Source organism: Gymnodinialimonas mytili (assembly GCF_037544085.1).
Lineage (GTDB): Bacteria > Pseudomonadota > Alphaproteobacteria > Rhodobacterales > Rhodobacteraceae > Gymnodinialimonas > Gymnodinialimonas mytili.
Genome location: NZ_JBBIFW010000001.1, coordinates 566979 through 591400 on the forward strand (window position 1 = coordinate 566979; position 24422 = coordinate 591400).

Here is a 24422-nt window from a genome sequence, read left to right on the forward strand (position 1 = left end):
TCAGCTTTTTGCGGCGGTTGCCGCATTGGCTGCGGCCGTCGAAATCTGGCTCACACGCGACTGGGCGAGTTGTCCAAAATTTCTCTCCGTTTCAACAATATATGGAACTTCAGCCGTGCCGCGATTGATCAGAAAACCGAGCATGAACCACGCGTTGATCATCTCTTCAGCCGAATTGATCCCCCGTTGAAATTCCACATTTTGGCCCTGCGGAATGATCGTCTGACCATCAATGTCACTGACAAAAGCGTCCAAGACCTGGTCTTGCGGCAGATTCGTGCCTGTTGTGACGTTAAACGGGCTCTGCGGTGGCCACCAATAAACATAGAAAGCAGGCGGCACTTCGATGCCGGATCCGTCGGCAAGCTGGTTCACGTTGATATCGGTGATATTGGGTGTTTGAACCGTACATTCATGGAAATCGGCCATCCAGGGGATCGCCATGCGCTTGGTCATGTCGCCAGGCTCGCACCCACCCCCTTCGCATTCATTTCGCTCAAGGCTCAAACCATGCGTCGCATAATACTTGCTCATGTCGCCATAGCCATCCTCGGCATGGGCGAGCTTCAGGTGCAGCGGCCCTTGGTACAGCGCCGCGCTCCGCACGCTCCAGGTCACCTCGATCCCGGGACTGAAGGGCGCCCCGACACAATTGCCGGCATCGACACGATCCAGCTGTGCGATCTCAGATAGTGGCTCAGGCGGATCATTTGTGAAACGCCCACGCGCCCATTGATACAGGTAGAAGTATTGCGTGGGTGATAGGGTCTCGAACTTGTAGATCGGCCCAGAATTCGTGACGGAGTTATCGCCCGAGTTCAGCGGCATCATTGGAAGGCCGGACAATTGGTTTGGATCATTATCTTTCAGCGCATAAAGCTGCCCCGGACCTTTCGACATCGTTGGATAATATTCAGTATAGTCCTTTGGAAGCAAGGGCATGCGGAAGAGGTTGAAATACGCCATTCTCTTTTCTGTATTTTCTTCGCTGACATCCTGCATATCAAATTTTGGATTTGCGAAGTCATCCATCGTTGGGACGTTTGCGACATATTTATACAGCGCCATACGATCAATGATGGGCTTTATATCGCGATCAAAATTGACGATATAGTCAGAATTATATCCGATTAAAGGTGTATATCCGTTTCTTGGATCGCGCGGCCAATCATCATAATCACCGGCTCCGGAAAAGATTTCCGGTCACGCGCCGTTTTTGCGAATGGCGACATCATCCATCGTATCGGCCAGTGTGGTGATGTTCACGATTTCAGGTGCATATTTCGGGCTTCCAACGATCAACCAAGCTGCTGCGGTTTCGTGTACGCTGCCATCCGACAACGTCACGCGGGCAAAGACATACCCATCCGCGATATCGTCCCAATAGCCCGCAGCACCGCGAAAGCTTGAGATCTCGGCGCTGCCAGTGACGTGGCCAAAGCCGCCAAGCGCGATCAAGTTCCCCTCTTTGTTCATCCGCAATTCACCAAGCGTATCGATCTGTTGACCGCCATTCGATGGATCGGGAAAAGCGCCACGTGGATAAGCCGCAGGGATATTGTAGCGCGAAAACGCCACGCTACTTTCAGGATCGGAAATCTGTCGAGGGCCCGGATCGATGATCAGTTTCTGCCGATCCTCGGATCCCGTGACATCCGGGTTGTTCACCGGTATATGTGTGTTCTCGTAACTGTTCTTTTCACCAAATACCAAATCGCCCTGCAACTCAGAGAACGTATACCAGATTGGCTTTTTATTCGCGATGTGAGCGATCCACTCAATGGACGCCACATCGCTATCGGCCAATGATATGGCGCGAGGTTCACCAAGATCATCAGAAACAAAAATTCTGAAACGTGCTGCTTGCCGTTTAATTGCTCCGATACGGTCCTTGAAGACAGTCACGGGGCCGTCAGTTGGCGTTTCATTTCCCCACTCGTCGCAAGAAACCGGAAGACCCCCTATCTCCGTGGGTGCAAGATAGAATTCAGAAAGGCTATTCCCGAGGCGGGCAACACCAATGCGCGGGTGAATTGAATAGGTTGGCAAAGTAATATCTCCGTGTCTTATCGCAATAAGGTGTGCGCACACTGGCACGGATACCGTTGATGAGGGCAGCTTGCACAAGCGCCCCCACAACTCAAGCGTGAAATGGTTAACGTTTTCGACTAATAAAGAATTCCGGGATCAACAAACAGGCGCATTGTGGCGGCGAATGGATGATCACCCGCCACTATTTCAAAACCCTATAGGTCAGTAATAAGTATGCGGCTCATATGATCGATTTGAAGCTCTCGACCAGGCGTGCCGTCGCATCGAGATAAGGACGCGGACCAAAGCTGACACGCGAGACATCCAGCGCCGCTATTTCTGCCACGGCGTCACCGGATTTGGTGAGCATGACGTTTACTGGCAAGCTGGCCGCATCGGTGATCTGACGAATGAGATCGGGATCCCTTAAACCCGGCACGAAGAACCCATCTGCACCGGCTCGAGCATACGCCGCCTCTCGCTCCAATGCCTGCGGTATCAAACCGGGATGCGCATTTGGATCGGAGCCTAGGAACAGATCCGTGCGGGCGTTTACAAATAGCGGCACCTCTTCCCGCCGCGCGACATCGGCGATGGCTTCGATCCGCGCAACCTGATCTGAAATTGGGTAAAGCCCCTCCCCCGCGACGACGCGATCCTCGAAATTGATCCCGATCGCACCCGCTTGAATCAATTGCGTGACGTTCTCTGCTACGCCTCGCGGATCACGCGCATAACCACCTTCAAAATCTACCGAGACTGGGACATCCACCGTCTCGACGATGCGCGTCACGATCCGGAGCAAGAGATCAAGCGGGATTGCCTCGCCATCCGGGTAGCCATGGGCCGCGGCGACCGACCAGCTTCCCGTCGCTACGGCCTGCGCGCCCGCATCGGCGATGGCCTGCGCGCCCCCGGCGTCCCAGATGTTGTACAAGACAAGCGGCGACCCCTTTTTATGGAGTGATTTCAATATTTTGGCTCTTTCAGCCTGTGTGGTCATAGCGCGTTCCCATCTTGGGTGTTTCGGTAGTGTCGTTCGATTTCAAGCAGCTTCTGTTTGCGCCAGAGGCCGCCGCCATAACCGGTCAAGGACCCATCTGCACCGATCACCCGATGACATGGCACAATCAGAGCCAATTGGTTGGCACCGTTCGCGCGGGCGACCGCGCGCGTCGCATCTGGTCGTCCGATTTCTTCGGCAATCTGGGAATAGGTGCGGGTGACACCGGCGGGGATCGCGCGAAGCGTATGCCAAACCGCACGGGTGAAGTCAGATCCGTGATAGGCCAAGGGCGTTTGAAAATTGGCGGAGCGACCCTCAAAAAACGCCGTAAGCTCCTCGGCGATCTGATCGGAAATCTCGGTCTTCCCGATACCAATGCGGCCCTTCACCGATGTTTCCAGCTTGCCAAGCTCGCGACGCAGGGCCTTTCGTTCGACAAACTCCAGGAGGTGTAACTCCGTTTGGCTGGCGACCGAGATCATGTCGCCCAAAGGGGTCTCGATCCAATCGGCGTGTAAAAGCGGATTCGGATCTAACTGCCCAGGTGCCCGCCCTAATAGATTGGCGAACGCCGTACGAAAGGCGCTGGCGGATTCGAACCGCGCATCCAACTGCGCATCAATCACCTTGCCACCGTTCGAGATTGTCACGAACCCCTCGCGCAGCCTGCGCTGGCGTGCCATATCCAGAAACGTCATCCCGAATTGCCGCTTGAAACTTCGACGAATGGTGGATGGGTCAAAGCCCATCTGTCGGATATCCGCCTCAGACCAGCGGCGTTCGGGTGCCCGATCCAAAGCGGCGAGCAGGACGGCAATCGCCGGGTCTGCATCCGCCATGGGTGCCATCGGATGACAGCGTTTGCAGGCGCGATATCCGGCGTCGATACACGCGCCGACCGAGGCATAAAATGTGCAATTCTCCAGCTTTGGTTTCCGCGCCGGACAGGTCAACCGACAGAACACGCCCGTGGTCGCCACAGCCACGTAAGCCTGCCCATCGAAGGACGCGTTTCGGTCCAACAAGGCTTGGTAGAGCGTTTCGTGGTCGGGCAAAGCAAACAGCATGGCGTTTGGTACCACGCCTCAGATCACATGCCGCCGAAAATCGGGCGTTGATTTCGATTTGGCCGGAAAGTCTGACGTTGAGATCAGGCGTGCTGATTGCGCCGGATCAGCCGATCAGCGGCCCGAATTGTCGACATAAGAGATTCCGTTTTCAAAGCAGGGCGGATCCTTATGCTCTGCGACGCCTAGCAGATAGGCAGGCTCGGCGAGGCGCGTCATCGGATCAAACGCGGGGCCGGGATCACCGCCGTCAAACCAGCGCCAACATGCCTGGCCCGACATCGCCAAATCAGAGCCTCGGACAGCCACGCGCAAAACCATCCAATCGATCATCCCAGCGCGCCCAGATCGGATATTGAGAGGCACGGGCTCTTGCCATCCAAGACCCGGAACATCCATGATCGGTGCGTGGCTGAGGGTGAGCTGTGCCTGCCGCAAGCCCCGCCGCACCATCATATCGGCAAGCGAGACCCGAAGTGGAAAATACCCATCGATGATGTCATCGAATGCCAGAGCGTCACACGGCGCAGATGCAGTCGAAGCCATGCCTAGAACAGCCCGAAATACTCTTGCTGCTCCCAGTCCGAAATCGTCGTCAGATAGCGATCCCATTCCGCGCGTTTGAGCTTCACCAGATACGCCACGACATCCGCGCCAAGCGCGCTATACGTAAATTGCGATCCCTCGAAGGCCTCAATCGCGGCCAGCAGATTGTTCGGCAGCGCCTCAGCCGCTTCGTCATAGGGTGTCTCCGTCGGTGCGGGCGCGGTCAGGCCTTGTGACAGGCCATCCAACCCCGCAAAGATTTGTGCAGCAAAGGCGAAATGGGGGTTGGCGCCGGTATCGGCGACGCGGTTTTCGATCCGCGAGGCCGCGTCGCCGGGATACATCAATGCCCGGATCATCGCACCGCGATTGTCGCGACCCCATTGGACTCGGTTCGGCGCCAGTTGAAACGGCGTAAAGCGTTTGTAACTGTTCACGGTCGGATTGGTCATAAGGCAGGTGGCGCGGGCATGTTTCAGCAACCCCGCGATCCATCCATTGGCCTCAGTCGATAAGGCACCATCCGGTTGCGGCGTAAATGCGTTCCGCCCATCGCCATGGCGGATCAACGATTGATGGATGTGCCAGCCATTGGCCGCGGCATTGGGCAGATTAGGCTTGGGCATGAAAGTGGCATGTAGCCCACGCATTTGGCAGACCTCTTTCACCATCGTGCGGAACAGGACGAACCGGTCAGCTTGGGTCTGCGGATCAGAGGGCGCGAAGGTAAATTCGAACTGGCTCGGCCCCATCTCGATTTCCATGCTGCGCGGCTCAAGCCCTAGACCGTCAGCCATGCGGCGCAGATGATCCAGCAGATCCTCGACCTCGGCATAGCGGCTTTCGGTCAGGTATTGGTGGCCTTGCGTGAGATTAGCGGTTTGAATCGGCGCCGGGGGTATTGTCGCCTGCCCATGCGCCAAGGCCGAATCTGTCCGTTGGAACACCTGGAATTCGACCTCCAGCCCGACAACAGCGCGGTAACCCACCGCGTTCAGCGCGGCCACGGCACGCGCCAAGATCGCATTCGAGGAAAACGGTATCTCGGCGCCCATCCGATCCCTGACATCGCAGAGCAAAATTGCGGAATGGGGCGACCATGGCAGTGGGAAGAAACGCGCCGGGTCCGGGCGCAAGACCACATCGCCGGCACCGCCCAAGGGCAAATCGGCAATATCCAACCCGTCGGTCCAGACCGGAAACACGGTTCGGTGCGACGTGTCTTTCAGCAGCAATGTGGAGGGCACGCCGATCCCGGTTTCAAAGGCCGAGGGCAGCGCTGCGGCGACAATGGTTTTGCCGCGCAAGATCCCGTGTTGGTCGACAAAGCACAGGCGCACCGTTTCAATGCCAGCGCTTTGCACCTGGGCCAAAACGGCTGCGACCTGATCGCCTGTTGCACGGTCATCCTTCATATGTCGCTAGACCGAGGCATCCCACGGGCACTCTGACCGCCGCGCCATATCCGCAGCATGGCTGGCGGCCTGCCAATCCCGCGTTGAGGCGATGGCGTCGTTCGACAGCGGTCCAAGGATCGCAGCGACATCTCCTTGCATTGGCAAAGCATCGGCTCGCTCCGCTGCCAAATCCGCTATCGCCTTTCGCAACATTCGGCGGTAGCGGATAATCGCAACGTCGCTGCGGCCCAAATGCTCCTGGGTGCGGTCTTGGATGGCGCCCATCCCCTCAACCGCCCATTGGTCATGTACGTTGATATCCATCCCCATGCCCGTATAGGTCAGCGTCGCCTGCTCGGCAGGATCATAGTGGTAATTGTTGCCCCGGTTTTTTAACGGCGCATAGTCGGGCAAGCGATGTTCCTGAAGGCGTTGAGCCCGCATCAGGTCTTTATCGACCGGGTTCTTGAAGCTGGTGAAGATCGTGTACCAGTAGCAGGTCTCGTCATCGATCGGCACATGCCATTGGGTGATCGTCATCTCGCGCGACATTGGAATGCAGATCGCATCGGGAAAAATCTGGTTGGTTACGCGCACATGGGTCAGTTCGTTCTCCATATGGCGCAAGGCGGTGATGCGCAGACCATACTCGGTTTCATCCACATGGATGTCAGGGCGCGGATAATCCCGCAGGACCTGGGTCATCGGCATATCGGTATGGGCGGCCTTGTCGCGGAACTGCTTGCCATAGCTGTCCTTGGGATCTTCATCCTGAAGGAACCGGTGCAGGAATGAGGCATGGGCAGGATCGATGCCGATCTCAAGTGCTTGTAACCAATTGCATTCCCAAAGGCCCTTGAAAGCAAAGACATGGCTGTCAGGCGCGCGGAAACAGTCGAAATTCGGGAGAGAGGGCGGTTTCCCCGGGCCCAGATAGGCGAAGACGATGCCCTTGGTCTCGACAACCGGATAAATCGCGCCCTTGGGGTCGATCCGGATCTGGCCGCTTGCCGGATAATGCGCGGGCGGCTCGTCCGCGGCGGCAATGCGTGTGTATAGCTGCAGGGTGCCGTCGGTATCCCGGATAAGCGCGAGACGTTCCCCCAGCAGATTTACGGGAACAGGGGCATCTCCGCTCAACTCATCGACCAAGGCCGCCGGTTGCCAATATCGCCGCAGCACGTTGCCAGCCTCGGTCTCGGGGCCAATCCGAGTGATCTGATCGTTGAGCGTCTGGCTGATCATGGCGATTGCTCCGCTATCTGGCTCCAGGCTGAAATCACGCCGTTCTCTTCCTTGACGGGCACCATCGGCACCTTGATCTGCGTGTACATGCGTGACCCTTCGGGCTCTGCCGGTTGTTCGACACATTGGCCGGTACGATCAAAATGCCAACCATGGAACGGGCAGCGCAATCCGTTATCTTCAAGCCTGCCAAAGCACAGATCTGCGCCGCGGTGGGGGCAGTTGCGGCCGATCAGGCCCAACGCACCTTCCTCATCCCGGAACAACACGTAGCGCTGACCGTTCAGTGAAACCGGCACAACAGGTCTGGGAACATCTAGTTCGGCGCTATGCGCTACAACGACCCATTGCCCGCCGGTTTGACGTAGGGTGAGGTTTTTGCGCTCAGATACTGCCATCGCCGGTTGATCGACTCAAATATGTGCGATAATCGCACGCTACTACTATTATCTGAGCGTACTGGCCTGAAGGGCACCGGTCAACATGACCAACCGTGACACCGCATTGACCTTTGCCAAGGGCCTGGATGTTCTTGCCTGTTTCGAGACGGGTCGGGGTGATCTGACCATGGCCGATATCGCACGGCTGACAGGTCTGGACCGCGCGACCGCACGTCGGCTGTGCCTGACCCTGGAAAGTAGCGGTTATTTGTATCGCCACGGCAAGATGCTGCGGCTGACGCCCAAAATCCTCGCCGTCGGTGGCGGTTATCTGACCGCGCAGCATATTGGTCGCCTCATTCAGCCCACGCTGAACCAGTTCGCCGAGGAATTGAATGGCGAGATCGCCCTGGCGGTTCGGGACGGCGCACGCGCGATCTATATCGCGCGGTCCGCGGTTGCTTCGGCGCGGTTGTCCTTGGGGTTCTCGGTGGGCAGCACTCTACCCCTTTTGCCAACTGCGATCGGACGCATGTTATTGGCCAGCTGTACCCCGAAAGATCGCGACCAAATCCTGAACACCTGCGAATGGACCCGCTTCACAGCGGCGACTGACATGGATAGGGCTTCGATCCGCACCAAGATCGAGGACGCCGCAACGCAGGGCTTTTCCTACGTCATCAATGAATTTGAGATGGGCGCCGCCGGTGTCGCAGTGCCGATTGCGCCCATCTCAGGGGCAGAGACTGTTCTGGCAACCAGCGCTTCGGCCAATTCCCTGGCGCGCCCCGATCAGATGGACCACGTTTTGGACGTTCTGCGGCGGGCGGCGATGCGATTGCGCGACTAGCGGCGCTTTGCCCAATCAGCTTTCGACAGACGTCTCTCTCACCCCGCCCAAAGCCACAGAACCCAACATGCGGAACGCGGCACATATCACCATCCTTTGTTACTGCAAGGAATTGGCATCTTGCATTTTCCGACAAAAACAATCAGGAATTAGGCACCCAAGTGAGACCGCCCCGTCAAGCCAGGCCCGACTGAAATAGGAAGGATGGCTCTGATATGACGGCACGACGGAACCCGGGTCTTCGACACGAGAATTCTAGCTGTTGCGGGCGGCAACCCGACGCCAAAGAGATTGCAGTCGAGGCTGCCGGGTTAGATCGCTTCGAAGACATCACGTTGCAGATCTTTCGATACTTTTTTCAGGCTTTCGCCTGTCCGCAAAGCCAAGGCTGGGTACATGCGTTGGAGGTTGCGCGAAGTGCATGTGGCGAACATGGCGCCAGCGTCGCCCATAAGGTGTTGGATGCCATGAGGGCGGTGCGCACGACACGCACATCGACCTTTATGTTCAACAGCCCGTCCTGCCCCGGCTGTGCCGCGATCCTCAGCGAGCATGAACGGCGCCTGATGTCGGCTCTGGCCTCTATCCGACGGGGCCGCGTCGCGCCCGCACAGCTCGAACTGATGATGCTGTGTGAGGGTAACGATGTATCCGGCGCGATCTCGGCCTTTATGGCCCTGTCGGATGCAATGCCTGACCCCCTGCCCGCCGAGACGGGCCTATGATGCCGCTTTTCGCGACCATGCTGGCCGGTGCAGGCCAAGCTGAGCAGTATGGTGTCGCACTGAACCCGGCCTTGCGGCAGGCATTGGAGGTCGAATTGCGCTTTCCGGCTAAGTCCTCGGGTCCGTCATCAATGCAGATCTCGCGCGTCACTGAAACCGATAAGGTCGTGTGCTTGTCAGACGTAAGACCAGATGCAGCTAGAAGGCGCGCTTAGCCATGTGCGATATCGACATGCCCAGCCCAACGGAGCAAGCCCTGCTGCCGGTGATGCGCCGGTTCAACGACGCCTTCTTACGGCCCGAACGCTTTGGTTGGCGTGATGCCTATGCGCTTGCCGCAATGACTTGGGGTCCGTCCCGCGGGCTTGCCATTGCCCACGCCGTCCAGGATTTCCTGGCCGCGTTGATGACCAGTCGTCCGGTGCCCTTGCGGCTTGCGGATCCAGCGGCCTCGATCAAGCCGCTTGGCCCCGACGAGCAAGCCGTCCTGCGCCTGTTGCGCGCGATGCAGGCCGATGAAGCGCCTGCCGCCCGTGACGAAATCGCCCTTCTGACCCAGGGCCGTATCGAGGCCGCAGTGATCCGCACCGGGTTGGAACTGGCCGCAAAACTCGACCCGATGCTGCCGATGACACCCGATCGCGACCGCCCGGCGCTTGAGGTGGTTATCTAGGCCTTCGCGATGTGCTGGATCGTGGTGAACCCTTCGAATTTGGGACTACCCTCATGCAGCTTTGCGGTCTGACCCGCATCTTTATGGGCGGCACGAAACGCCTCTGATGTGGTCCAGGCCTTGAAGGTCTCAAAACTGTCCCACGTGGTGTGCGATGAATACAGGATCGTGCCATCCTCGGCCTCTGATCCCTTCAGCATATGAAATTCCACGAACCCATCCATGTCCTTGAGATGGCTATCCCGGCCCAGCCAGAGCGCCTCAAATGCCTCGGCGTTTTCGGGACGCACGGTAAAGCGGTTCATGGCGATATACATTGTTGTGTCTCCTTTGATCAGTTATCCCGCGCGACGCGCGCTATGGGGCAATAGATATGTCGCCGATCCCTCAGGTGCAGTGTTGACCCGTAGATCGCAACCATAGGCCCGGCTGAGTGTCGTATCGGTCATGACCTCGGTTGGGGCGCCTGCCGCGAGACGCCGCCCGCCCGCCAGAAGGACGACATGGTCGGCGAACATCGCGGTCAGGTTCAGATCGTGCATCACGGCAATCACACCCCCACCGGCGCGGGCATAATCCCGCGCGATCTCCATCACGTCGAGCTGATGACCGATATCCAAGCTCGACACCGGCTCATCCAGCAGCAGCCAGCGCGGCTGACCATCGGCTACGGGCTCCCATACCTGGCACAGGACCCGGGCAAGCTGCGCCCGTTGCTGCTCACCGCCGGACAATTCCTGGTAGTAGCGCCCCTCAAACCCGGCGAGCCCCACACGGGCCAAAGCGCGCGACGGCAGATCTTGCTGCGCGGCGTCCCGCCCTGCCATCAGGCCCAGTCGGACAATCTCTAGCACCGTAAACGGAAAGGCGATGCGCGAGGCTTGGGGAAGAACCGCGCGCCGCGCGGCAAGCTCCCACCCTCTCATATCGCTGATGTCACGCCCGTCCAGGCGAACGACACCGTCATAGCCAACCTCTTGTGTCATGGCGCGCAACAACGTGGTCTTGCCCGATCCATTGTGGCCGACAATCGCCGTCAACTGGCCCGCCCGTGCGACCATATCGATCCCATGCAAAACCATCGCAGAGCCCAGCTTCACCTTGATTTGTTCGACAGAAAACATCGGCTACAAGTCCAGCAACGAGCGGTTGCGCAGCAAAATCCAAAGGAAGAACGGCCCCCCGATCACCGCGGTGACAATACCGATCGGCAATTCCGCCGGGGCGATGATCGTTCTGGAAATCATATCTGCACCGATCAGCAAAGATGCCCCGAGCAATGCCGCATTTGGCAGGAGGAACCGGTGATCGGGCCCCACCGCGATGCGCAGCAGATGCGGCACAACAATGCCGATAAAGCCGATCCCGCCCGACACCGCGACCGCGGCGCCGACAGCGGCGGCGACCGTCAAAATCGCCACCGATTTCATGCGCTGCACAGGGATCCCTAGATGCGCCGCAGCGGCCTCCCCTAGGGCAAGACCGTTCAAGCTGCGCGCTAGGAAGGGGGCGGCGATCAGCGCCATAATGATCAACGGGGCCGCGACAACCAGCTTCCACCATGTGGCGCCAGCTAGCGACCCGAGGCCCCAGAAGGTCAGGTCACGCAACTGCTGGTCGTCGGCCATGTAGACCAGGATACCTGACAGCGCCCCGGTCAACGCGCCCAGGGCGATCCCGGCCAGCAGCATGACAGCGACGGATGTGCGCCCGCGATTGGTGGAGACGAAATACAGCAGGATCGTTGTCGCCCAACCGCCGAAAAACGCTGCAAACGGCACAAGATAGTAGCCCACAAGGTCTTGTAGCGCGACGGGCAGCAGCCCGCCCAGAACGATCGCGGTGATGGCGCCCAGACCCGCCCCCGCCCCGACCCCCACAAGGCCCGGATCGGCCAGCGGATTGCGAAAGAGACCCTGCATCACAGCGCCCGATACCGCCAAAGCGGCGCCGACCAGAATGCCCATGAACAGCCGCGGCAACCGGATATCCATCAATATGGTGGCGGTCACATTGTCCAATGCTTCGCCCGCGGCCCAGATCCGGGCCACATCCATCAGCGAGATACCGGACGCGCCGGTTGTCAGACTGCCGAGGCTAACGACGAGCAACAGGATCAATAACAGCGCAAAGCACCGGCGGGCCCGCGCCTCTCGATCCCCTGCAATTGGCGCGGTGGGGATCTGCGCGTCTGTTGTCGCTGCCAAGCCCTCAGCCTCCGACCGTTCCAAGTGCCTCTGACAGTCGCGCGACGGCCTCGGGCGTGCGCGGACCGAACCCAAGAAGGAGCAGCCCGTTAATGCGCACGACGCTGTCGGTCTCGGCCGCCGGGGTCAGGCCCAAAGCGGGATGCCCGAACAGTTCGGAATTCTCTGCGGAATGATCACCGGACCGTGCCATCATCAAGATCACGTCCGGGGCTGCGGCCAGCACCGCTTCATCGGTCAAGGGCCGGTAGCCTTCGAAATCGCTGACCGCGTTCACACCGCCCGACATCTCGATGATCCCGGCCGCGGCGGTATCGGTGCCCGACGCCATCACGCGCCCGCCTTGCATCGACAGGATGAACATCACCCGAGGTGCCTCCCCATTGATCGCGGAGATAGCCTCGGCCAGCTCCGCTTCGATCCGATCAGCCAGCGCCGCTCCCTCTTCTGGTACGCCAAGGGCATCGGCCACCGCGAGGATTTTCGCGCGGACCCCTTCGGCATCGTAGCTCTCGGGCACGGTGATGAAGTCAATCGCGGCCTCGTCCAGCACCTCGATCGTTTCAGGCGGCCCTGAGCCCTCTTCGGCGATGATCATGTCAGGGCGAACCGAAAGCACACCTTCAGGGCTGAGAGAGCGCATGTAGCCGACATCCGGCAATTGCGCGACTTCGGCAGGCCAGCTTGAGGTTGTGTCCCGCGCCACCAAAAGGTGTTCCATGCCCAATGCGTAGACAATCTCGGTGATGGATCCGCCCACCGCGACGACGCGTGGCGGATCCTCTTGAGCCTGTGCGCGGGTTGGCCCCGCGAAAATGGCCAACGCCAAGCCGAACGCTACGATCAAGGCCAGGCTGGCCGGAGTGACACGCCTGGCTGACGGGCGGCGACGGAAGATCATGCCAAAGCCTCCTCAGGATTGTGGCGCGGCAATGCGTCGGTCAGAGCTCGGAATTGCGCGGATTGATCTTCTCCGCCCTCTTTGCGCAGGGCGAAACATTGAAGGATCAGCATGCCGCGCGCGTCGAACGCTTCGATCGAGACCGCAGGACCGCGTTTGGTGGGCTTATCGACCAACCAGACCTCTGCCACGTGATCGGCCCGCAAATGCAGATTGAACCCTGGATCCATCACGTTCTGCCACGGCCCCATCGGGACCAGTTTATTGATCGGGCCGGAGTGGATCTGGATGCAGCCGCGATTGCCGACGAAAATCATCACAGGCGTTGTGGTCTCAGACATAGCAACGAGCGCTGCGTTCAATGCGTCTGGCGCCAAAGCCATCGCGTGGGGCCCACCGACCATGCGGTAGGCGCCCAGTCGGTTCATCTTGAGCTTCGCGGTCAAGCGCAGGAATTGGTGGGTGTCGGTCATGCGATCCCATTCGCGGCGCAGGATATCCGCCTTGCCGACATCTCCTTTGGCGCCCTCCACCGGATCGCGCGGCGCGAAGATCGGGTCGACTTCGGGGCCCTTGAGATCACGCAAGATCAGGTTCCACGCAGCCAGGTTCGAGCGGTCGCGCAGGATCACCTTGTGCACCGCATCGCCCGCCGCATCGAAAACTTGGATCGAGCGCCGGATTGCCCCATCGACCTCTTTTTCGACCGCAAAGGCGTGGGCCCAGTGACGCGGAAAGATCCTCAGATCAATGTCTTGGGTCAGGACCATCGAAGCGTGGTCACCGGGATGGAAGTTATCGTAGACACCGATCTTTTCGTGGACGGCGCTCTCGTTGCGGGTCAGGGCCATCACCTCGCCCAGCGTGCAGATTGCGGGCACCAGGCGGGTTAGTGCGGCCTCCAACCGCATCGCGCCAGCGCCAAGCTGTGCGTTCACCAACGCCGCCTCGGGCAGATCCAGTTTATCCGCCAGATCGCGCGGGCGCGCTTTTGGGTTCTCGGCGATCGCTGCGAGAATCGTATCCTTCGTCATGCTAGCTTCAGACGCCATGTCCGCGCACCTTCTTTGAGTTTCTCTTGAAATCAGAGGCTTGCTCGACCCCCTTCGGGATCATGCTGGCGCAGTTACACAGATGATACACCATCTGAGCGTCATTGTTGACGGTTTTAGTAAGATATAGTAACGAGTGCAAGTATTGCAGGTATGTGCCGAAGACGACGACGCGCCACCCACACAATCGCCAGCCAAACGACCGGCAAGCAATTCAGAACAATTTAGTAATGCGTGAGGGGGTATGATGCGTAATCATACGGGGCGCGTATGCTTTGGGACCACGACAGCAACGGCTGCCGTGCTGGCTGCGATGGCCAATCCTGTGCATGCGCAAGAGACGACGACACCGCTGGGGCGGATCGTCTTTGGCTGGGGAACAGATCAGGTGGCCTTGGACACGCCACAAGCCGTGACGGTGATCGACCAGGAAGAAATCGAACAGCAGCAAGCCACCACGGTTGGTGAGTTTTTCGATGGCGTACCTAGCGTGCAGGGCATCGGATCAGAACGCGTGCTAGGCGGGACATTCAACATCCGCGGCTGGGGAGAGGTGCCCGCAGGCGATGAGGGCCGCGTTGTCGTGCTGCAAGACGGGGCAACACAATATTACGAACAATATCGCATTGGGTCGTTTTTCTCGGACCCCAACTTGTTCTGCAACATCGAAGTGTTGCGCGGGCCCGCCTCCGCCACGCTCTACGGCTCGGCGGCCATTGGCGGCGTGATCCGGTTTGAGACCTGCGATGTCGACGACGTCTTGGCGGATGGTCAGACCAGCCAATTCCGGTTCTCTTTGGGGGGCGAGACCAACGGCGCGGGCGGAAATGTCTCGCTGCGTTATGCCACGCGGCTCTCGGAGAATGTGGATGTCTTTGCAAACCTGAACTATCGGCGCGCCGATGACTACGTGGACGGCGACGGCGATGAAATCTCCGGGTCCGCTTTCGACGCGATCTCAGGCGTCATTAGCACGACCTATCATTTCTCCAGCACCCGGTCCCTTCGGCTGATCTATGAAAGCTGGAGCAGCGATCTGGACGATACCGAGTACGAGCAGACTGGATCGGGCGGGTTCTTCGGCGAAGTTGATCGGCGCACCCACGATCAGACCGTCAGCGCAATCTACAATTCCGCCGAGAGCTTTGGCGACCTGGAAATGACGCTGGCCTATTCGGACACCGAGATACGTCAGGAAAATGCCACGGGCACCGGCTCGATCCTGTTTGAAGATTCCGACTATGGATACCGCACGCTGTCATTGGATGCGCGGGTGACGACCGATGGCAGTTTGGGCAACATCGCCACCACCACGATCTATGGCGCCACGATCTCACAACAGGTGCGCACGGCCGAGACCGATGTCACCGGACCGGTTTCCTTCCATCCGGAGGGTACGTCGACACGGCTTGCATTGTTCGGTCAGACCGAATTGGATTTCGGCAACGGATTCACCTTGATCCCGGGTATGCGGGTCGAGTTGGCCTTAAACGACCCTGCCCCCGACAATCCCGCTTCGCCCCTGGATGACGGGAATAGCAGCACCGAAATCGTGTCATTCTCGCCGAAACTCGCCTTCACCTACGACATATCCGACGAATGGGGTGTCTTCGGGTCGATTGCGCAAACGCAACGGGCGCCGAATCTGGACGAACTCTATTCCTTCTCTCTGCCCGCCCCTAACCGAGGGGTGCCGGGGGGGCGGCAAGCGGCGGGTGATCTCGACCCTGAAACAGCCTACAGCGCGGAGCTTGGCTTTACCTATTCGCGCGGCGGCCTGCTGAACGACAATGACGCGTTCGATGCGCGCGTGACGGCCTACTATTCCTATGTCGAGGATCTGATCCAAACCGGCCCACCGGGAGGCTTCGAACATGTGAATGTCGACGAGGCCGAGATTTACGGTTTGGAACTTGAAGCCGCCTATGTGGGCGAGCAGTTCTACGCGAACCTTGCCGTGTCGATCATCGAAGGCCGAAACCTGACCGAAGATGAGATTTGGACACAACTGCCCCAAGACAATCTCCATCTAACAATTGGGCATCGCAACGATGTGACCGGGTTTGGCGTCGGCTGGACGGTGAATGCCTATGCGGATCTTGACTATGAGGGCGCACAGGGATCGCGGGCACAGAACGACTTCGGCGGATACGCAACCCACGACGTCTTCGCCAGCTACGCACCACAATCGGGCGCGCTGGAAGGGCTCGAATTCCGCGTCGGCGCCGACAACATCTTCGACCGCGATTATCGCAACGCATTGGACCAGGAAGATGGTCGTGGCCTAACGGGCCGCTTCACAATCGCCCGTGTCTGGAATTTCTAAGGATCATGGACATGCGCCATCTTTTGAAAGCCATATTGCTCGCAAGCCTCCCCACCGGAGCCGCAGCGCAGGGGCCCACAGGCAATATCATCATCGAACTGAATCGCGCCGTCGCGATTGAGGGCGCATGCCGCCTCACCTTTCTGGCCCAAAACAACATGGATCAGGACATTGAACAGATCGTGTTTGAAACGGTGCTTTTTACAACCGAAGGCGCGGTAGATCGGCTGACCCTTTTCGATATGGGCAACTTGCCTGCCGCCCGCCCGCGGGTGCGCGAGTTTGATATGCCGGGTCTGGCCTGCGACGGCCTTGGTCAGGTGCTGATCAATGGTGTGGATGCCTGCGCAGGGGATGATCTGGATGCCGCAACCTGTGAAGGGGCCCTCTCTCCCGTCTCTCGTGTTGACGGGGTGGAGGTGATCGGATGACGCTGGAAGGTGCGCTCTCCAATCTCGGTGGGCTCGTCGATCTCGGCGGGCCCGTCGTTGCCCTTCTGCTGGCAATGTCGCTGATTTCACTTGCAGTTATCCTCTATAAGATCGGCCAATTTTTGAAGGCGGGCGTGGGGCGACACACACGCCTGCGCGCAGCGAGCGTCGCCTTGGATCGGGGTGACCGGGCCGAGGCGCGGCGCCTGACCGCGCAAAGCCGCAGCCATCTGGCACCCCTCTTCGATCATATGCTTGACCGGATGAATGCCGCCGATCCCGAGACCTATCAGGCGCGGGTCGAGGTTGAGGCCGCCGAACGCTTGGACGCACTGGAACGGGGGTTTCGATTGCTCGATTCCATCGCGCAAATCGCCCCATTGCTGGGGCTGTTCGGTACGGTTTTGGGCATGATCGACGCGTTCCAAGCGCTGCAAAGCGCGGGCGATAGTGTCGATCCCTCGATCTTGGCAGGCGGGATCTGGGTCGCGCTGATGACCACCGCCGCGGGATTAGCCGTTGCGATGCCGACATCTCTTGTCCTGACCTGGTTCGAATCCCGTACCGAGGCCGAGCGTGCCATGGCCGATGGCTTGATCCGCCGCGCGTTCTGCCCCGTCGAAAGCACGACCAACGCGGATCAGGCATTTGTCGCGGCGCCGCTTCCCAATGCCGGTTAGAGCGGTTCGGTTCCGGCGGCGGGTCTTGTCGCTGACATCGCTGATCGACGTGATTTTTCTGTTGCTGTTATTTTTCATGCTGACCTCAACCTTCACGCGGTTTTCCGAGATCCAATTGGCGGCGGCGGGCGCTGGCGCCGCGGCACCGACGGACACACCGCCGATTTTTCTGCGGCTCGATATGGAACGCATCACAGTCAACGCCGAGAGCGTTGATCTGGCCGAGATCCAAGATGTGCTGAGCGCGCGGGCCGAAGGTCCGACCGATGTTCTGATCAGCACAACGACGGAGGTCACATCACAGCGTTTGGTCGATCTGTTGGTCGCAATCGGGTCTGATCCCGATCTGACCGTCACGGTTTTGGAATAGCTTCATGTCACTGCGCCGCGCATCGCCTCGCAAAACCCATGAGCCCACTATCGCGCTGATCAACGTCGTTTTTCTGATGTTGATCTTTTTTCTGATCGCTGGCGCCGTCGCACAGCCATTGGACCCTCGGGTGACCCTTGTGGAAACCGTCGATTTGGACAGGCGCGCGCCGCCGGACGCGGCTGTCGTCCTGCCGGACGGGACACTCACCCTCGGTGGTGAGACCATCTCCGTAACCGAATTGCTCGAACTTGGTTCCGACATTCGATTGGTACCTGACCGCACCTTACCCGCCCAGCGCCTGGTCGCATTGAGCCGCGAATTGCGCGAGGCAGGCGCCGAGGAAATCTGGGTTGTGACCGAGCGAGGCCTGCAATGAGGGCCGCGCGTGTTGCGGGTGCGCTGGCCGCGGTATTTCTGTCAGGTGGGGCGCATCTGGTCGGATCGGCGTGGTTTGCCGCCGAGCCTCCGCCTTTACTAGATGGTGGCGGCGAGCCCGCTCCGGCCCGACTGGGCACCGCCTTTGCCGATATGGTCGCCGGCATGCCGGGCACCAGCAGGCCGGATCTTGTGGAGCCGACGGAAGCCGACAGAACAATGACAGAACCCGTTCAACCCGATCAGGCCATGCCCAATGAAACGGCGGAGGTCGATCCCTCGCAAACCGAGGCAGCCGCTACCCTTGCCCAGCCCACCACCAATGAGGCGCCAATCGCCGCCACTCCCAGCGTGATCGCCGCGACGCCACGCGCCGAGCGCCCCGCAGCCGAACAGGCGATACCAGCACCTGCAACAGAGGTTGCGGCAGCAAATGGCGACGAGCTGTTGGCTCCGTTGGTGAGCCCACGACCCGCGCGCCGCCCCGACGATCTGGCGCCTGAGCCGCAGCCTGAGCCGCCCACGCCCACCCAAAGCGCCGCCAGTGGGAATGCCGCGACGGATACGATCCGCGGCTCAGCCACCGGATCAGAAGATGCGGGGGCGACGGTGACCTCACCCAACCCGCAACCTGCACCCCAAGCCGGGGATGCCGCTGCCGTGGCCGCGTATCCGGGGCAAGTCATGCGTCAGATCTCGCGGCAGGGACGTCCACGCTTGCGACATACCGGGCCCGACGCCGTCGTTGCGTTTCAGATCGGGTCTAACGGCGCGTTGGTTGGTGCAAGCGTGAGCCGGTCCTCCGGCAACGCAGAACTCGACCAGACGGGATTGTCCATCATCCAGCGCGCGGCGCCCTTTCCGCCGCCGCCGCTGGGGGCGCAAACCAGCTTTTCGGTGGCTTTTGGCGGACGCTAGAATGCAAAAGGCATTTGATAAATGATCCCGCGGCGCAGGCTTTTCCCGCCGCAGTGTCAAACGCTCAACGGCATTTAACTAAAATCTTATGGAATAGCCCGGCGACTGCGCTGGGTTTGGGGACAGGACAGTCCAGTCGCCGGGCGAAACGTAAGAGAGGACGAGGGACAAAACCTCTCTTGGAAATGAAACTCATCACTCAGCTTTAAGTTCCCCGAAAATTGGGTCGTCTTCGCTGATTTTTTCCGCAGCACGAGTTTGGCTGCGACGCCCCTTAAATGCACGCGCCGCCGCAATCAAAGCACGGAACAGGGCAAGATGGCGCCTGGCATAGAAGATATGCTCTGGATGCCATTGAACGCCGATTGCGAAAGGATCGCGTGTGCGTTCGATCGCCTGGACCATTCCCTTCTCGTCGCGTGCGGCAATCCGCAGACCGTTGCCGAGCGTGTCGACCGCTTGTTTGTGCAACGCATTCACACGCATCGGCGCGGCGCCAACAATAGACCTCAGGCGGCTTTCTTCTTCGATCTGAACAGAACGGCGCGGCAGGATGGTCCGATATCTGCGCGAGCCATAGCGGCCGTAGGCGTCTTGCTCCAACGTGCCCCCCAGCACGATGTTGAGCATCTGCGCACCGCGACACACGCCCAGGATCGGCATCTCGCGATCAAAGGCAGCTTCCAAAATCCACCGCTCCAACGCATCGCGCGCATGATCCAATCGGGCTTCCACGCGCAATTCTCCACCATAGAGCGTCGGCGCGATATCATCGCCGCCACCGATCACGATGCCATCAACGCCATCCACATCCACGTCAGCCGCACTGCGCCACTGCACCGCCCGCCCACCGGCGAGCCAGATGTTCAGCGCAAATAACGGGAAGACGCGCCAGGCCGAACGTCGCGACACCGTCACGCCGATCACGGGTTTTGCGCGGGTCATGCGAAAACCCCGTCTGTCCGGCTGTTGGGCATGTGGTCGGCAACGACCCTGAACCACGGGGCGCGGCTGAGACGGGACTTCTCCGCCCAATCGAGCCGCGCATCGCGCAGATCGCGCAAACGGTTCGGATCAGCGGCAAGCTCTTCCACACAGCGCCACATGTTCCAGGCTTCAAGGATCGACCAATCGGGCTCATCGATCCGGCAATCAGGCAGGCGAAAATGAAATGCGGGGCGCGGTTTCGTCGCGGTTATTCCTTGGACATTCTCCATGATCCGGTCCTCATCGAATGTCGCCAAGATCGGCAACATGTCCAAGCCGTGGTCTCGGCTTGGACAATGGGTCAGGTACAACTTGATCAGCGCATCGACATCGCCGGGAAGGTCGGCTGCCAGAGCATCTACAAATGCGTCCGGATACGGATTTACGAAGGGAAGAATACGGCGCGACACATCAATCGGGTCCTGTGCGCGCAGAAACTCCTCGATCAGACCATAGGCCAGGATATGTCGCGCAAGGTATCCAGCGGTACGCTCAGCAATCTCGACATTCAGGTGAACACCAAACCCGAAAACAAAATGGCCGCGCGTGCCCGACGCGCCACCGCGACGGAGCGCGTCAATGACGATATCGAAACGTGGCAGATCGTCCAGCGCGAAGGGCTGTGTGACGAGTTCGACGGGAACAACGCGGCTCAGAAGATCAACGGCGGCTTTGCCAGCCATGTTACGCGCCGGTTCGGCAAATTGACTGTCGAGGTATACCTCGCATTCCCCAAAGTAGGGGGTCTGCACCTGCCAACCTCGATTACCGGCCGTTACCGTTCCCTTTGCTGCCAGGGCAGTTAACTCTGCCGCTCTGGCTTCTGAAAGCCCGGCAAATTCGAGTTCCACGCCAACTTGGCGGTTGGGGTGACGGGGCGTTGTTTCAAGGTCATGTCTCATATCGACATAATGCGGCCTGCGCAGATCGGTTCCCAATCCGATCAGTGTATTGTGCAGAAGGTTACCGGGACCTTCTTCGCTGGAAGCTCCGTCGATATGTTGGCACTCGCCCGCCGCGAAATCCGACGACACGCTATCTCCACCATGCCATTCTCCGCCAATCTCAAATGAGAAAAAAATGGAACTATGCCGCGCTGTGGCTGTTTCTCCCCCGATAGCAACGGAGGATGACATGCCCAATATCGGCTAGCTTTACGCTTCCAATGATGCCTGCGGCAATCGGACGATGCCATGACGGGCTTTAAAGCTTCCGCGCATCGGCGATCGGCGTGACTGCCGACGAGAAAAAAGCAGATCAGCGACACATAGGCCAACGCCGCCTAAACGGCCGCTGATAATCGCAAATCCATCGCGCTGCTGATGACACGGCATGATGGCCCGCTGGCGCAAGTCGACACGCTCCACAGCTGAACCGCACTTTCAAACTGACCTATCATCAAGGAGGATCCCATGAGCACGCAACAATCACATCCCAAAGAGGCCGCTGCAGATATCACTGCCAAGGCCAAGGCTGATGCCGCGTCGGCTGCCGAGAGCATCAAGGACACGGTGGCCGACCGAACCGCCGAGCAGGCGGCGAATATCCGCGAGGCTGGCGCAGCGTTTGATGACAGCCCTTATGCACGTCAGGCGGCCGAGCAAATTTCAGACAGCCTATCGCATGTGGCAGCGTCTCTCCGAGAGGCCGATCTGGGCTCGATCCAGCGCGATGTGACCGAGTTCGCTCGCCGTAATCCATTGCTGTTTTTCGGCGGCGCCGCGGCGTTGGGCTTTGTCGCAGGCCGGGCCATGAAAGCCTCGGAACGCGCCGAGCCACCTGCGCAAGATATCCCGGAGCCCAATCATGCGCATCCTGCGAGCAATCGCTGGGGCTATGTGTAATGTCTCAAGGCTCACACACCGCATTGTCTCAAGCGGCACAGCTGCTTGAGACAGCGGCACGCCTGGCTGGCCGTGAATGGCGGCTCGCCAAAGCGGAAATATCGGAAAATCTGGGACGAGCCGGGATCGGCCTTGGCCTTTTGGCTGCAGCCTTCATCCTGGCGCTGGTCGCTGCAATTGTTCTGGCTGGCGCTGGTGTCGCCGGTCTCGTCGCGGCGGGTTTTGCGATTTGGTTGGCCGCACTGATTGTGGGCGGCTCTCTAGCATTTGTCACCGCCATCCTGCTTGGATTCGGTCTTCGCAACCTTCAATCCAAGCGTCTGATCCCCAATCGCACATTGTCAAACATTCAGCGCGATATGGAGATGGTGAAGGAGGCGATGAATGCCTGATCTGACGGAAATCGAACAGGACGTCGCCCGTGATCGCGATGCCCTTCGCAGCCAAATCCATGCGCTTGGCGGGCAACTGCGCCCCAATCGTCTGGTCGAAACAGCGACTGCGCAGATCACGCAAAGCGGTACCGTCGGTGCCCTCGGACCTATTCTGAAAAGCTCGACGATGCCGCTTGCGGTGACCGGGCTGGGCCTGAGTTGGCTGGCTGCAAAGCTGGCCACAAGGTCAAGCGCGGCGCCGCCGAAGGTGGCGTACGATACTGCATCGCACCCCACAGCAACTGGGTTTCGCACGCCTGAACCCGACGGACCGGACATGGCGGAATTCGATACTCGCATTCGCCAGGCCGATGCCGCGACCCCCGGTCGATTTGGAACTGAAACCTACCAAGGAGAAACCGAAATGACATATTCTGACGCACATACCCCCACCCTGCGCGAGCGCGCCTACGCCTCGGCAGACGCCCTGCGCCACGGGATCGAAGATGGGTTGGACAATTTGCCCGACGCGGCGAGAGTGCGTATCCGCGGCGCGCGCGAGGCTGCAATCAACGCGCATTCTCAGGCCGAGTATCACGCGCGTCGCACCGCCGCCGCTGCGCGACAGACAGCGCATGACAACCCATTGCTGATCGGCGCTCTGGCATTCGTCGCGGGCGCAGCCCTGGCCGCCGCCTTGCCACGCAGCTCGGTTGAGAACCGGGCAATCGGTGCACATCGCGATCGTCTCTTTGACGAGGCGGATCGGATCTTCCGCGAAGAGGTGGAAAAAGCGAAAACCGTCGCGAAAGAGGCCGTCGCCCGCGGCCAAGAGCAGGTCAAAGAAACAATCGAGGCGACAGCAGACAATGTTAGCCAAGCCGCCGAACAGATGAAGTCGACCAAATCGACCCCCACAAAGACCAGCGCGATGCCAAACTAGTAATTGTATGATGTAGAATTGGCCCCCAGCGCTACCGCGTTGGGCGCCTTTTTCTATGCAGAGGACAATGTCTGATCTTTGTCCAGCATGAACAAAATCCAAACGAGCAGTGGGATCGCAACCAGGCCGCCAATTGGTCCCCAAAGCCACAACCAGCCGACCAGCGACAGAAACACCAGCAGCGGATTAAGCGACATATGCTGCCCGACCAAGGTTGGTGTCGCAAACTGCGCCTCGATCATATTGAAGCCGATGAAGATGGCCACGGGCGCAAAGCTGAGCGCTCCGTCGAACGTCACCACACCGACAATAAGCAAAGAGACGGCGACCATGGCAGGCCCAAGATACAGAAGATAATTCAGCAGAAACGTCGCAATACCCCACAACACAGGCTGCGGTACGCCGAGCAGCATCATTGCCAAAGTCACGAGTGTGCCGAAGCCCGCGTTGATACACGTAATCGTCAAAAAGTATCGCGAGACCTGACGCTCGGCATCGTGAAGCGTGCTGACGCGAACCGACGAAAACGCCCTGGCGATTTGACCATAGAGGTTCGACCGGCTGGCCAGGAAGAAATAGAGCGTGCCAACAAAGACCAGCATGCCGCCCAACAATGCTGGACCGTAGGACAAGGCATCAAACACGCTGGGGATCGGTAGATTGGCCTCGGCGGGCGCGCCCTCGTCGGTTGCGGCGTTTGCCTCATCGACAAGGACATCGGACATCGTGTCTTGAATATCTTGGATGCCTGAGATCGCCCCGCGGGCGAGATCGACCACGCCCTGAAACTCTGACCAAATGATCGGTGCTTGTGCAATCGCCGATGACAAGGTGGGCTCCAATGCCAGCACCAGCGCAGCCGCCGCGCTCAGAAACAGAAATAGAACTGTAAGTGCCGCTGCTGCCGGGTGGAAACCACGCTTGACCAACCAATCGGTCAGCGGCGACAGCACGACCCCGATCACAACGGCGCTGACGATTGGCGCCAGGATGGATTGCGCGAATTCAAGGGCGGTGATCACCGCCAACCCGCATAGAATGACAAGGGCGACTTTTACGGGGCGTTGCGATGTTTGGTCCATGGACCACGA

General features: G+C 59.5%; 28 protein-coding genes. 12 read left to right on the plus strand and 16 right to left on the minus strand.

Annotated elements, in window-relative coordinates:
• The 8 genes from V8J82_RS02700 to V8J82_RS02735 form a co-directional block, all read right to left on the minus strand.
• Positions 1-1032, minus strand: a complete 1032-nt coding sequence (locus tag V8J82_RS02700) for a LodA/GoxA family CTQ-dependent oxidase (RefSeq protein ID WP_339971887.1) — start codon at positions 1030-1032, stop codon at positions 1-3.
• A gap of 171 nt (positions 1033-1203) precedes the next feature.
• Positions 1204-2049: a LodA/GoxA family CTQ-dependent oxidase gene (locus V8J82_RS02705; protein ID WP_339971889.1), complete on the minus strand. Its 846-nt coding sequence runs from the start codon at positions 2047-2049 to the stop codon at positions 1204-1206.
• 223 nt (positions 2050-2272) lie between these two features.
• Positions 2273-3034, minus strand: coding sequence for an isocitrate lyase/PEP mutase family protein (locus tag V8J82_RS02710; RefSeq protein WP_339971891.1), 762 nt, complete (start codon positions 3032-3034; stop codon positions 2273-2275).
• Positions 3031-4104 (minus strand): bifunctional transcriptional activator/DNA repair enzyme AdaA, encoded by a 1074-nt coding sequence (locus V8J82_RS02715; RefSeq protein ID WP_339971893.1) that lies wholly within the window; start codon positions 4102-4104, stop codon positions 3031-3033. The genes V8J82_RS02710 and V8J82_RS02715 overlap by 4 nt, the downstream gene beginning before the upstream one ends.
• A gap of 114 nt (positions 4105-4218) precedes the next feature.
• Positions 4219-4650, minus strand: coding sequence for a hypothetical protein (locus V8J82_RS02720; RefSeq protein ID WP_339971895.1), 432 nt, complete (start codon positions 4648-4650; stop codon positions 4219-4221).
• 2 nt (positions 4651-4652) lie between these two features.
• On the minus strand, positions 4653-6065 hold the full coding sequence (locus V8J82_RS02725) for a glutamine synthetase family protein (RefSeq protein ID WP_339971898.1): 1413 nt from the start codon (positions 6063-6065) through the stop codon (positions 4653-4655).
• A 6-nt stretch (positions 6066-6071) separates the two neighbouring features.
• Positions 6072-7292, minus strand: a complete 1221-nt coding sequence (locus V8J82_RS02730; RefSeq protein ID WP_339971900.1) for a Rieske 2Fe-2S domain-containing protein — start codon at positions 7290-7292, stop codon at positions 6072-6074.
• Positions 7289-7690 carry a Rieske 2Fe-2S domain-containing protein gene (locus V8J82_RS02735; protein WP_339971902.1) on the minus strand — a complete coding sequence of 134 codons (402 nt, stop codon included), beginning with the start codon at positions 7688-7690 and terminating at the stop codon, positions 7289-7291. Before V8J82_RS02735 ends, V8J82_RS02730 begins: the two co-directional genes overlap by 4 nt.
• Before the next feature lie 85 nt (positions 7691-7775).
• On the opposite strand from V8J82_RS02735, the gene V8J82_RS02740 reads away from it, so the two are divergent.
• The 3 genes from V8J82_RS02740 to V8J82_RS02750 all read left to right on the plus strand — a co-directional run bounded on the left by V8J82_RS02740 (position 7776) and on the right by V8J82_RS02750 (position 9920).
• Positions 7776-8522: an IclR family transcriptional regulator domain-containing protein gene (locus V8J82_RS02740; RefSeq protein ID WP_339971904.1), complete on the plus strand. Its 747-nt coding sequence runs from the start codon at positions 7776-7778 to the stop codon at positions 8520-8522.
• Between the two features lie 215 nt (positions 8523-8737).
• Positions 8738-9247, plus strand: a complete 510-nt coding sequence (locus tag V8J82_RS02745) for a hypothetical protein (protein WP_339971906.1) — start codon at positions 8738-8740, stop codon at positions 9245-9247.
• 217 nt (positions 9248-9464) lie between these two features.
• On the plus strand, positions 9465-9920 hold the full coding sequence (locus tag V8J82_RS02750; protein ID WP_339971908.1) for a hypothetical protein: 456 nt from the start codon (positions 9465-9467) through the stop codon (positions 9918-9920).
• On the opposite strand, the gene hmuQ is transcribed toward V8J82_RS02750, so the two are convergent.
• From hmuQ to V8J82_RS02775, 5 genes are read right to left on the minus strand one after another with little or no spacing between them, the layout of a single operon-like run.
• A complete protein-coding gene (gene hmuQ, locus V8J82_RS02755) occupies positions 9917-10237 on the minus strand; it encodes a heme-degrading protein HmuQ (protein WP_339971910.1) in 321 nt (106 codons plus the stop codon). The genes V8J82_RS02750 and hmuQ overlap by 4 nt on opposite strands.
• A 21-nt stretch (positions 10238-10258) precedes the next feature.
• A complete protein-coding gene (locus V8J82_RS02760; RefSeq protein ID WP_339971912.1) occupies positions 10259-11044 on the minus strand; it encodes a heme ABC transporter ATP-binding protein in 786 nt (261 codons plus the stop codon).
• A gap of 3 nt (positions 11045-11047) precedes the next feature.
• Positions 11048-12127: a FecCD family ABC transporter permease gene (locus V8J82_RS02765; protein WP_339971914.1), complete on the minus strand. Its 1080-nt coding sequence runs from the start codon at positions 12125-12127 to the stop codon at positions 11048-11050.
• A 4-nt stretch (positions 12128-12131) separates the two neighbouring features.
• Positions 12132-13028 (minus strand): heme/hemin ABC transporter substrate-binding protein, encoded by an 897-nt coding sequence (locus V8J82_RS02770; protein ID WP_339971917.1) that lies wholly within the window; start codon positions 13026-13028, stop codon positions 12132-12134.
• Complete coding sequence (locus tag V8J82_RS02775) at positions 13025-14080, minus strand: hemin-degrading factor (protein WP_339971919.1); 1056 nt, start codon at positions 14078-14080, stop codon at positions 13025-13027. The genes V8J82_RS02770 and V8J82_RS02775 overlap by 4 nt, the downstream gene beginning before the upstream one ends.
• Before the next feature lie 247 nt (positions 14081-14327).
• Between V8J82_RS02775 and V8J82_RS02780 the strand changes: the two genes are divergently transcribed.
• Genes V8J82_RS02780 through V8J82_RS02805 form a run of 6 tightly spaced genes read left to right on the plus strand, consistent with a single transcriptional unit; the run spans position 14328 to position 19183 of the window.
• Positions 14328-16406, plus strand: coding sequence for a TonB-dependent receptor domain-containing protein (locus V8J82_RS02780; RefSeq protein WP_339971921.1), 2079 nt, complete (start codon positions 14328-14330; stop codon positions 16404-16406).
• A gap of 11 nt (positions 16407-16417) precedes the next feature.
• Positions 16418-16837: a hypothetical protein gene (locus V8J82_RS02785; protein ID WP_339971923.1), complete on the plus strand. Its 420-nt coding sequence runs from the start codon at positions 16418-16420 to the stop codon at positions 16835-16837.
• Positions 16834-17517 (plus strand): MotA/TolQ/ExbB proton channel family protein, encoded by a 684-nt coding sequence (locus tag V8J82_RS02790; RefSeq protein WP_339971925.1) that lies wholly within the window; start codon positions 16834-16836, stop codon positions 17515-17517. The genes V8J82_RS02785 and V8J82_RS02790 overlap by 4 nt, the downstream gene beginning before the upstream one ends.
• A 25-nt stretch (positions 17518-17542) precedes the next feature.
• Positions 17543-17887 carry a biopolymer transporter ExbD gene (locus V8J82_RS02795; protein WP_339971927.1) on the plus strand — a complete coding sequence of 115 codons (345 nt, stop codon included), beginning with the start codon at positions 17543-17545 and terminating at the stop codon, positions 17885-17887.
• Positions 17888-17891: 4 nt separating this feature from the next.
• Positions 17892-18266, plus strand: coding sequence for an ExbD/TolR family protein (locus V8J82_RS02800; protein WP_339971929.1), 375 nt, complete (start codon positions 17892-17894; stop codon positions 18264-18266).
• A complete protein-coding gene (locus tag V8J82_RS02805; RefSeq protein WP_339971931.1) occupies positions 18263-19183 on the plus strand; it encodes a TonB family protein in 921 nt (306 codons plus the stop codon). Before V8J82_RS02800 ends, V8J82_RS02805 begins: the two co-directional genes overlap by 4 nt.
• Positions 19184-19378: 195 nt before the next feature.
• Here V8J82_RS02805 and V8J82_RS02810 read toward each other — a convergent pair whose 3' ends face one another.
• Positions 19379-20128: a gamma-glutamyl-gamma-aminobutyrate hydrolase family protein gene (locus tag V8J82_RS02810; protein ID WP_339971933.1), complete on the minus strand. Its 750-nt coding sequence runs from the start codon at positions 20126-20128 to the stop codon at positions 19379-19381.
• Positions 20125-21204 (minus strand): amidoligase family protein, encoded by a 1080-nt coding sequence (locus V8J82_RS02815; protein WP_339971935.1) that lies wholly within the window; start codon positions 21202-21204, stop codon positions 20125-20127. The genes V8J82_RS02810 and V8J82_RS02815 overlap by 4 nt, the downstream gene beginning before the upstream one ends.
• Positions 21205-21582: 378 nt before the next feature.
• Here V8J82_RS02815 and V8J82_RS02820 point away from each other — a divergent pair, with 378 nt between their 5' ends.
• The 3 genes from V8J82_RS02820 to V8J82_RS02830 are packed head-to-tail and all read left to right on the plus strand — an operon-like array spanning position 21583 to position 23331.
• Complete coding sequence (locus V8J82_RS02820; protein ID WP_339971937.1) at positions 21583-22014, plus strand: hypothetical protein; 432 nt, start codon at positions 21583-21585, stop codon at positions 22012-22014.
• Positions 22014-22406 carry a phage holin family protein gene (locus V8J82_RS02825; RefSeq protein ID WP_339971940.1) on the plus strand — a complete coding sequence of 131 codons (393 nt, stop codon included), beginning with the start codon at positions 22014-22016 and terminating at the stop codon, positions 22404-22406. Before V8J82_RS02820 ends, V8J82_RS02825 begins: the two co-directional genes overlap by 1 nt.
• The gene (locus tag V8J82_RS02830) at positions 22399-23331 is read left to right on the plus strand and encodes a hypothetical protein (protein ID WP_339971942.1); all 933 of its coding nucleotides are present in this window, start codon (positions 22399-22401) and stop codon (positions 23329-23331) included. Before V8J82_RS02825 ends, V8J82_RS02830 begins: the two co-directional genes overlap by 8 nt.
• 53 nt (positions 23332-23384) lie before the next feature.
• On the opposite strand, the gene V8J82_RS02835 is transcribed toward V8J82_RS02830, so the two are convergent.
• Positions 23385-24413 carry an AI-2E family transporter gene (locus tag V8J82_RS02835; RefSeq protein ID WP_339971944.1) on the minus strand — a complete coding sequence of 343 codons (1029 nt, stop codon included), beginning with the start codon at positions 24411-24413 and terminating at the stop codon, positions 23385-23387.
• Positions 24414-24422 lie beyond the last annotated feature (9 nt).

Bases quoted from the DNA above. Each gene is read 5' to 3' on its own strand.
- V8J82_RS02700 (WP_339971887.1), bottom strand. From the start codon at position 1,032: ATGGATGACTTCGCAAATCCAAAATTTGATATGCAGGATGTCAGCGAA.
- V8J82_RS02710 (WP_339971891.1), bottom strand. From the start codon at position 3,034: ATGACCACACAGGCTGAAAGAGCCAAAATATTGAAATCACTCCATAAA.
- V8J82_RS02715 (WP_339971893.1), bottom strand. From the start codon at position 4,104: ATGCTGTTTGCTTTGCCCGACCACGAAACGCTCTACCAAGCCTTGTTG.
- V8J82_RS02720 (WP_339971895.1), bottom strand. From the start codon at position 4,650: ATGGCTTCGACTGCATCTGCGCCGTGTGACGCTCTGGCATTCGATGAC.
- V8J82_RS02725 (WP_339971898.1), bottom strand. From the start codon at position 6,065: ATGAAGGATGACCGTGCAACAGGCGATCAGGTCGCAGCCGTTTTGGCC.
- V8J82_RS02730 (WP_339971900.1), bottom strand. From the start codon at position 7,292: ATGATCAGCCAGACGCTCAACGATCAGATCACTCGGATTGGCCCCGAG.
- V8J82_RS02735 (WP_339971902.1), bottom strand. From the start codon at position 7,690: ATGGCAGTATCTGAGCGCAAAAACCTCACCCTACGTCAAACCGGCGGG.
- V8J82_RS02740 (WP_339971904.1), top strand. From the start codon at position 7,776: ATGACCAACCGTGACACCGCATTGACCTTTGCCAAGGGCCTGGATGTT.
- V8J82_RS02745 (WP_339971906.1), top strand. From the start codon at position 8,738: ATGACGGCACGACGGAACCCGGGTCTTCGACACGAGAATTCTAGCTGT.
- V8J82_RS02750 (WP_339971908.1), top strand. From the start codon at position 9,465: ATGTGCGATATCGACATGCCCAGCCCAACGGAGCAAGCCCTGCTGCCG.
- hmuQ (WP_339971910.1), bottom strand. From the start codon at position 10,237: ATGTATATCGCCATGAACCGCTTTACCGTGCGTCCCGAAAACGCCGAG.
- V8J82_RS02760 (WP_339971912.1), bottom strand. From the start codon at position 11,044: ATGTTTTCTGTCGAACAAATCAAGGTGAAGCTGGGCTCTGCGATGGTT.
- V8J82_RS02770 (WP_339971917.1), bottom strand. From the start codon at position 13,028: ATGATCTTCCGTCGCCGCCCGTCAGCCAGGCGTGTCACTCCGGCCAGC.
- V8J82_RS02775 (WP_339971919.1), bottom strand. From the start codon at position 14,080: ATGGCGTCTGAAGCTAGCATGACGAAGGATACGATTCTCGCAGCGATC.
- V8J82_RS02780 (WP_339971921.1), top strand. From the start codon at position 14,328: ATGCGTAATCATACGGGGCGCGTATGCTTTGGGACCACGACAGCAACG.
- V8J82_RS02785 (WP_339971923.1), top strand. From the start codon at position 16,418: ATGCGCCATCTTTTGAAAGCCATATTGCTCGCAAGCCTCCCCACCGGA.
- V8J82_RS02790 (WP_339971925.1), top strand. From the start codon at position 16,834: ATGACGCTGGAAGGTGCGCTCTCCAATCTCGGTGGGCTCGTCGATCTC.
- V8J82_RS02800 (WP_339971929.1), top strand. From the start codon at position 17,892: ATGTCACTGCGCCGCGCATCGCCTCGCAAAACCCATGAGCCCACTATC.
- V8J82_RS02805 (WP_339971931.1), top strand. From the start codon at position 18,263: ATGAGGGCCGCGCGTGTTGCGGGTGCGCTGGCCGCGGTATTTCTGTCA.
- V8J82_RS02810 (WP_339971933.1), bottom strand. From the start codon at position 20,128: ATGACCCGCGCAAAACCCGTGATCGGCGTGACGGTGTCGCGACGTTCG.
- V8J82_RS02820 (WP_339971937.1), top strand. From the start codon at position 21,583: ATGAGCACGCAACAATCACATCCCAAAGAGGCCGCTGCAGATATCACT.
- V8J82_RS02825 (WP_339971940.1), top strand. From the start codon at position 22,014: ATGTCTCAAGGCTCACACACCGCATTGTCTCAAGCGGCACAGCTGCTT.
- V8J82_RS02830 (WP_339971942.1), top strand. From the start codon at position 22,399: ATGCCTGATCTGACGGAAATCGAACAGGACGTCGCCCGTGATCGCGAT.
- V8J82_RS02835 (WP_339971944.1), bottom strand. From the start codon at position 24,413: ATGGACCAAACATCGCAACGCCCCGTAAAAGTCGCCCTTGTCATTCTA.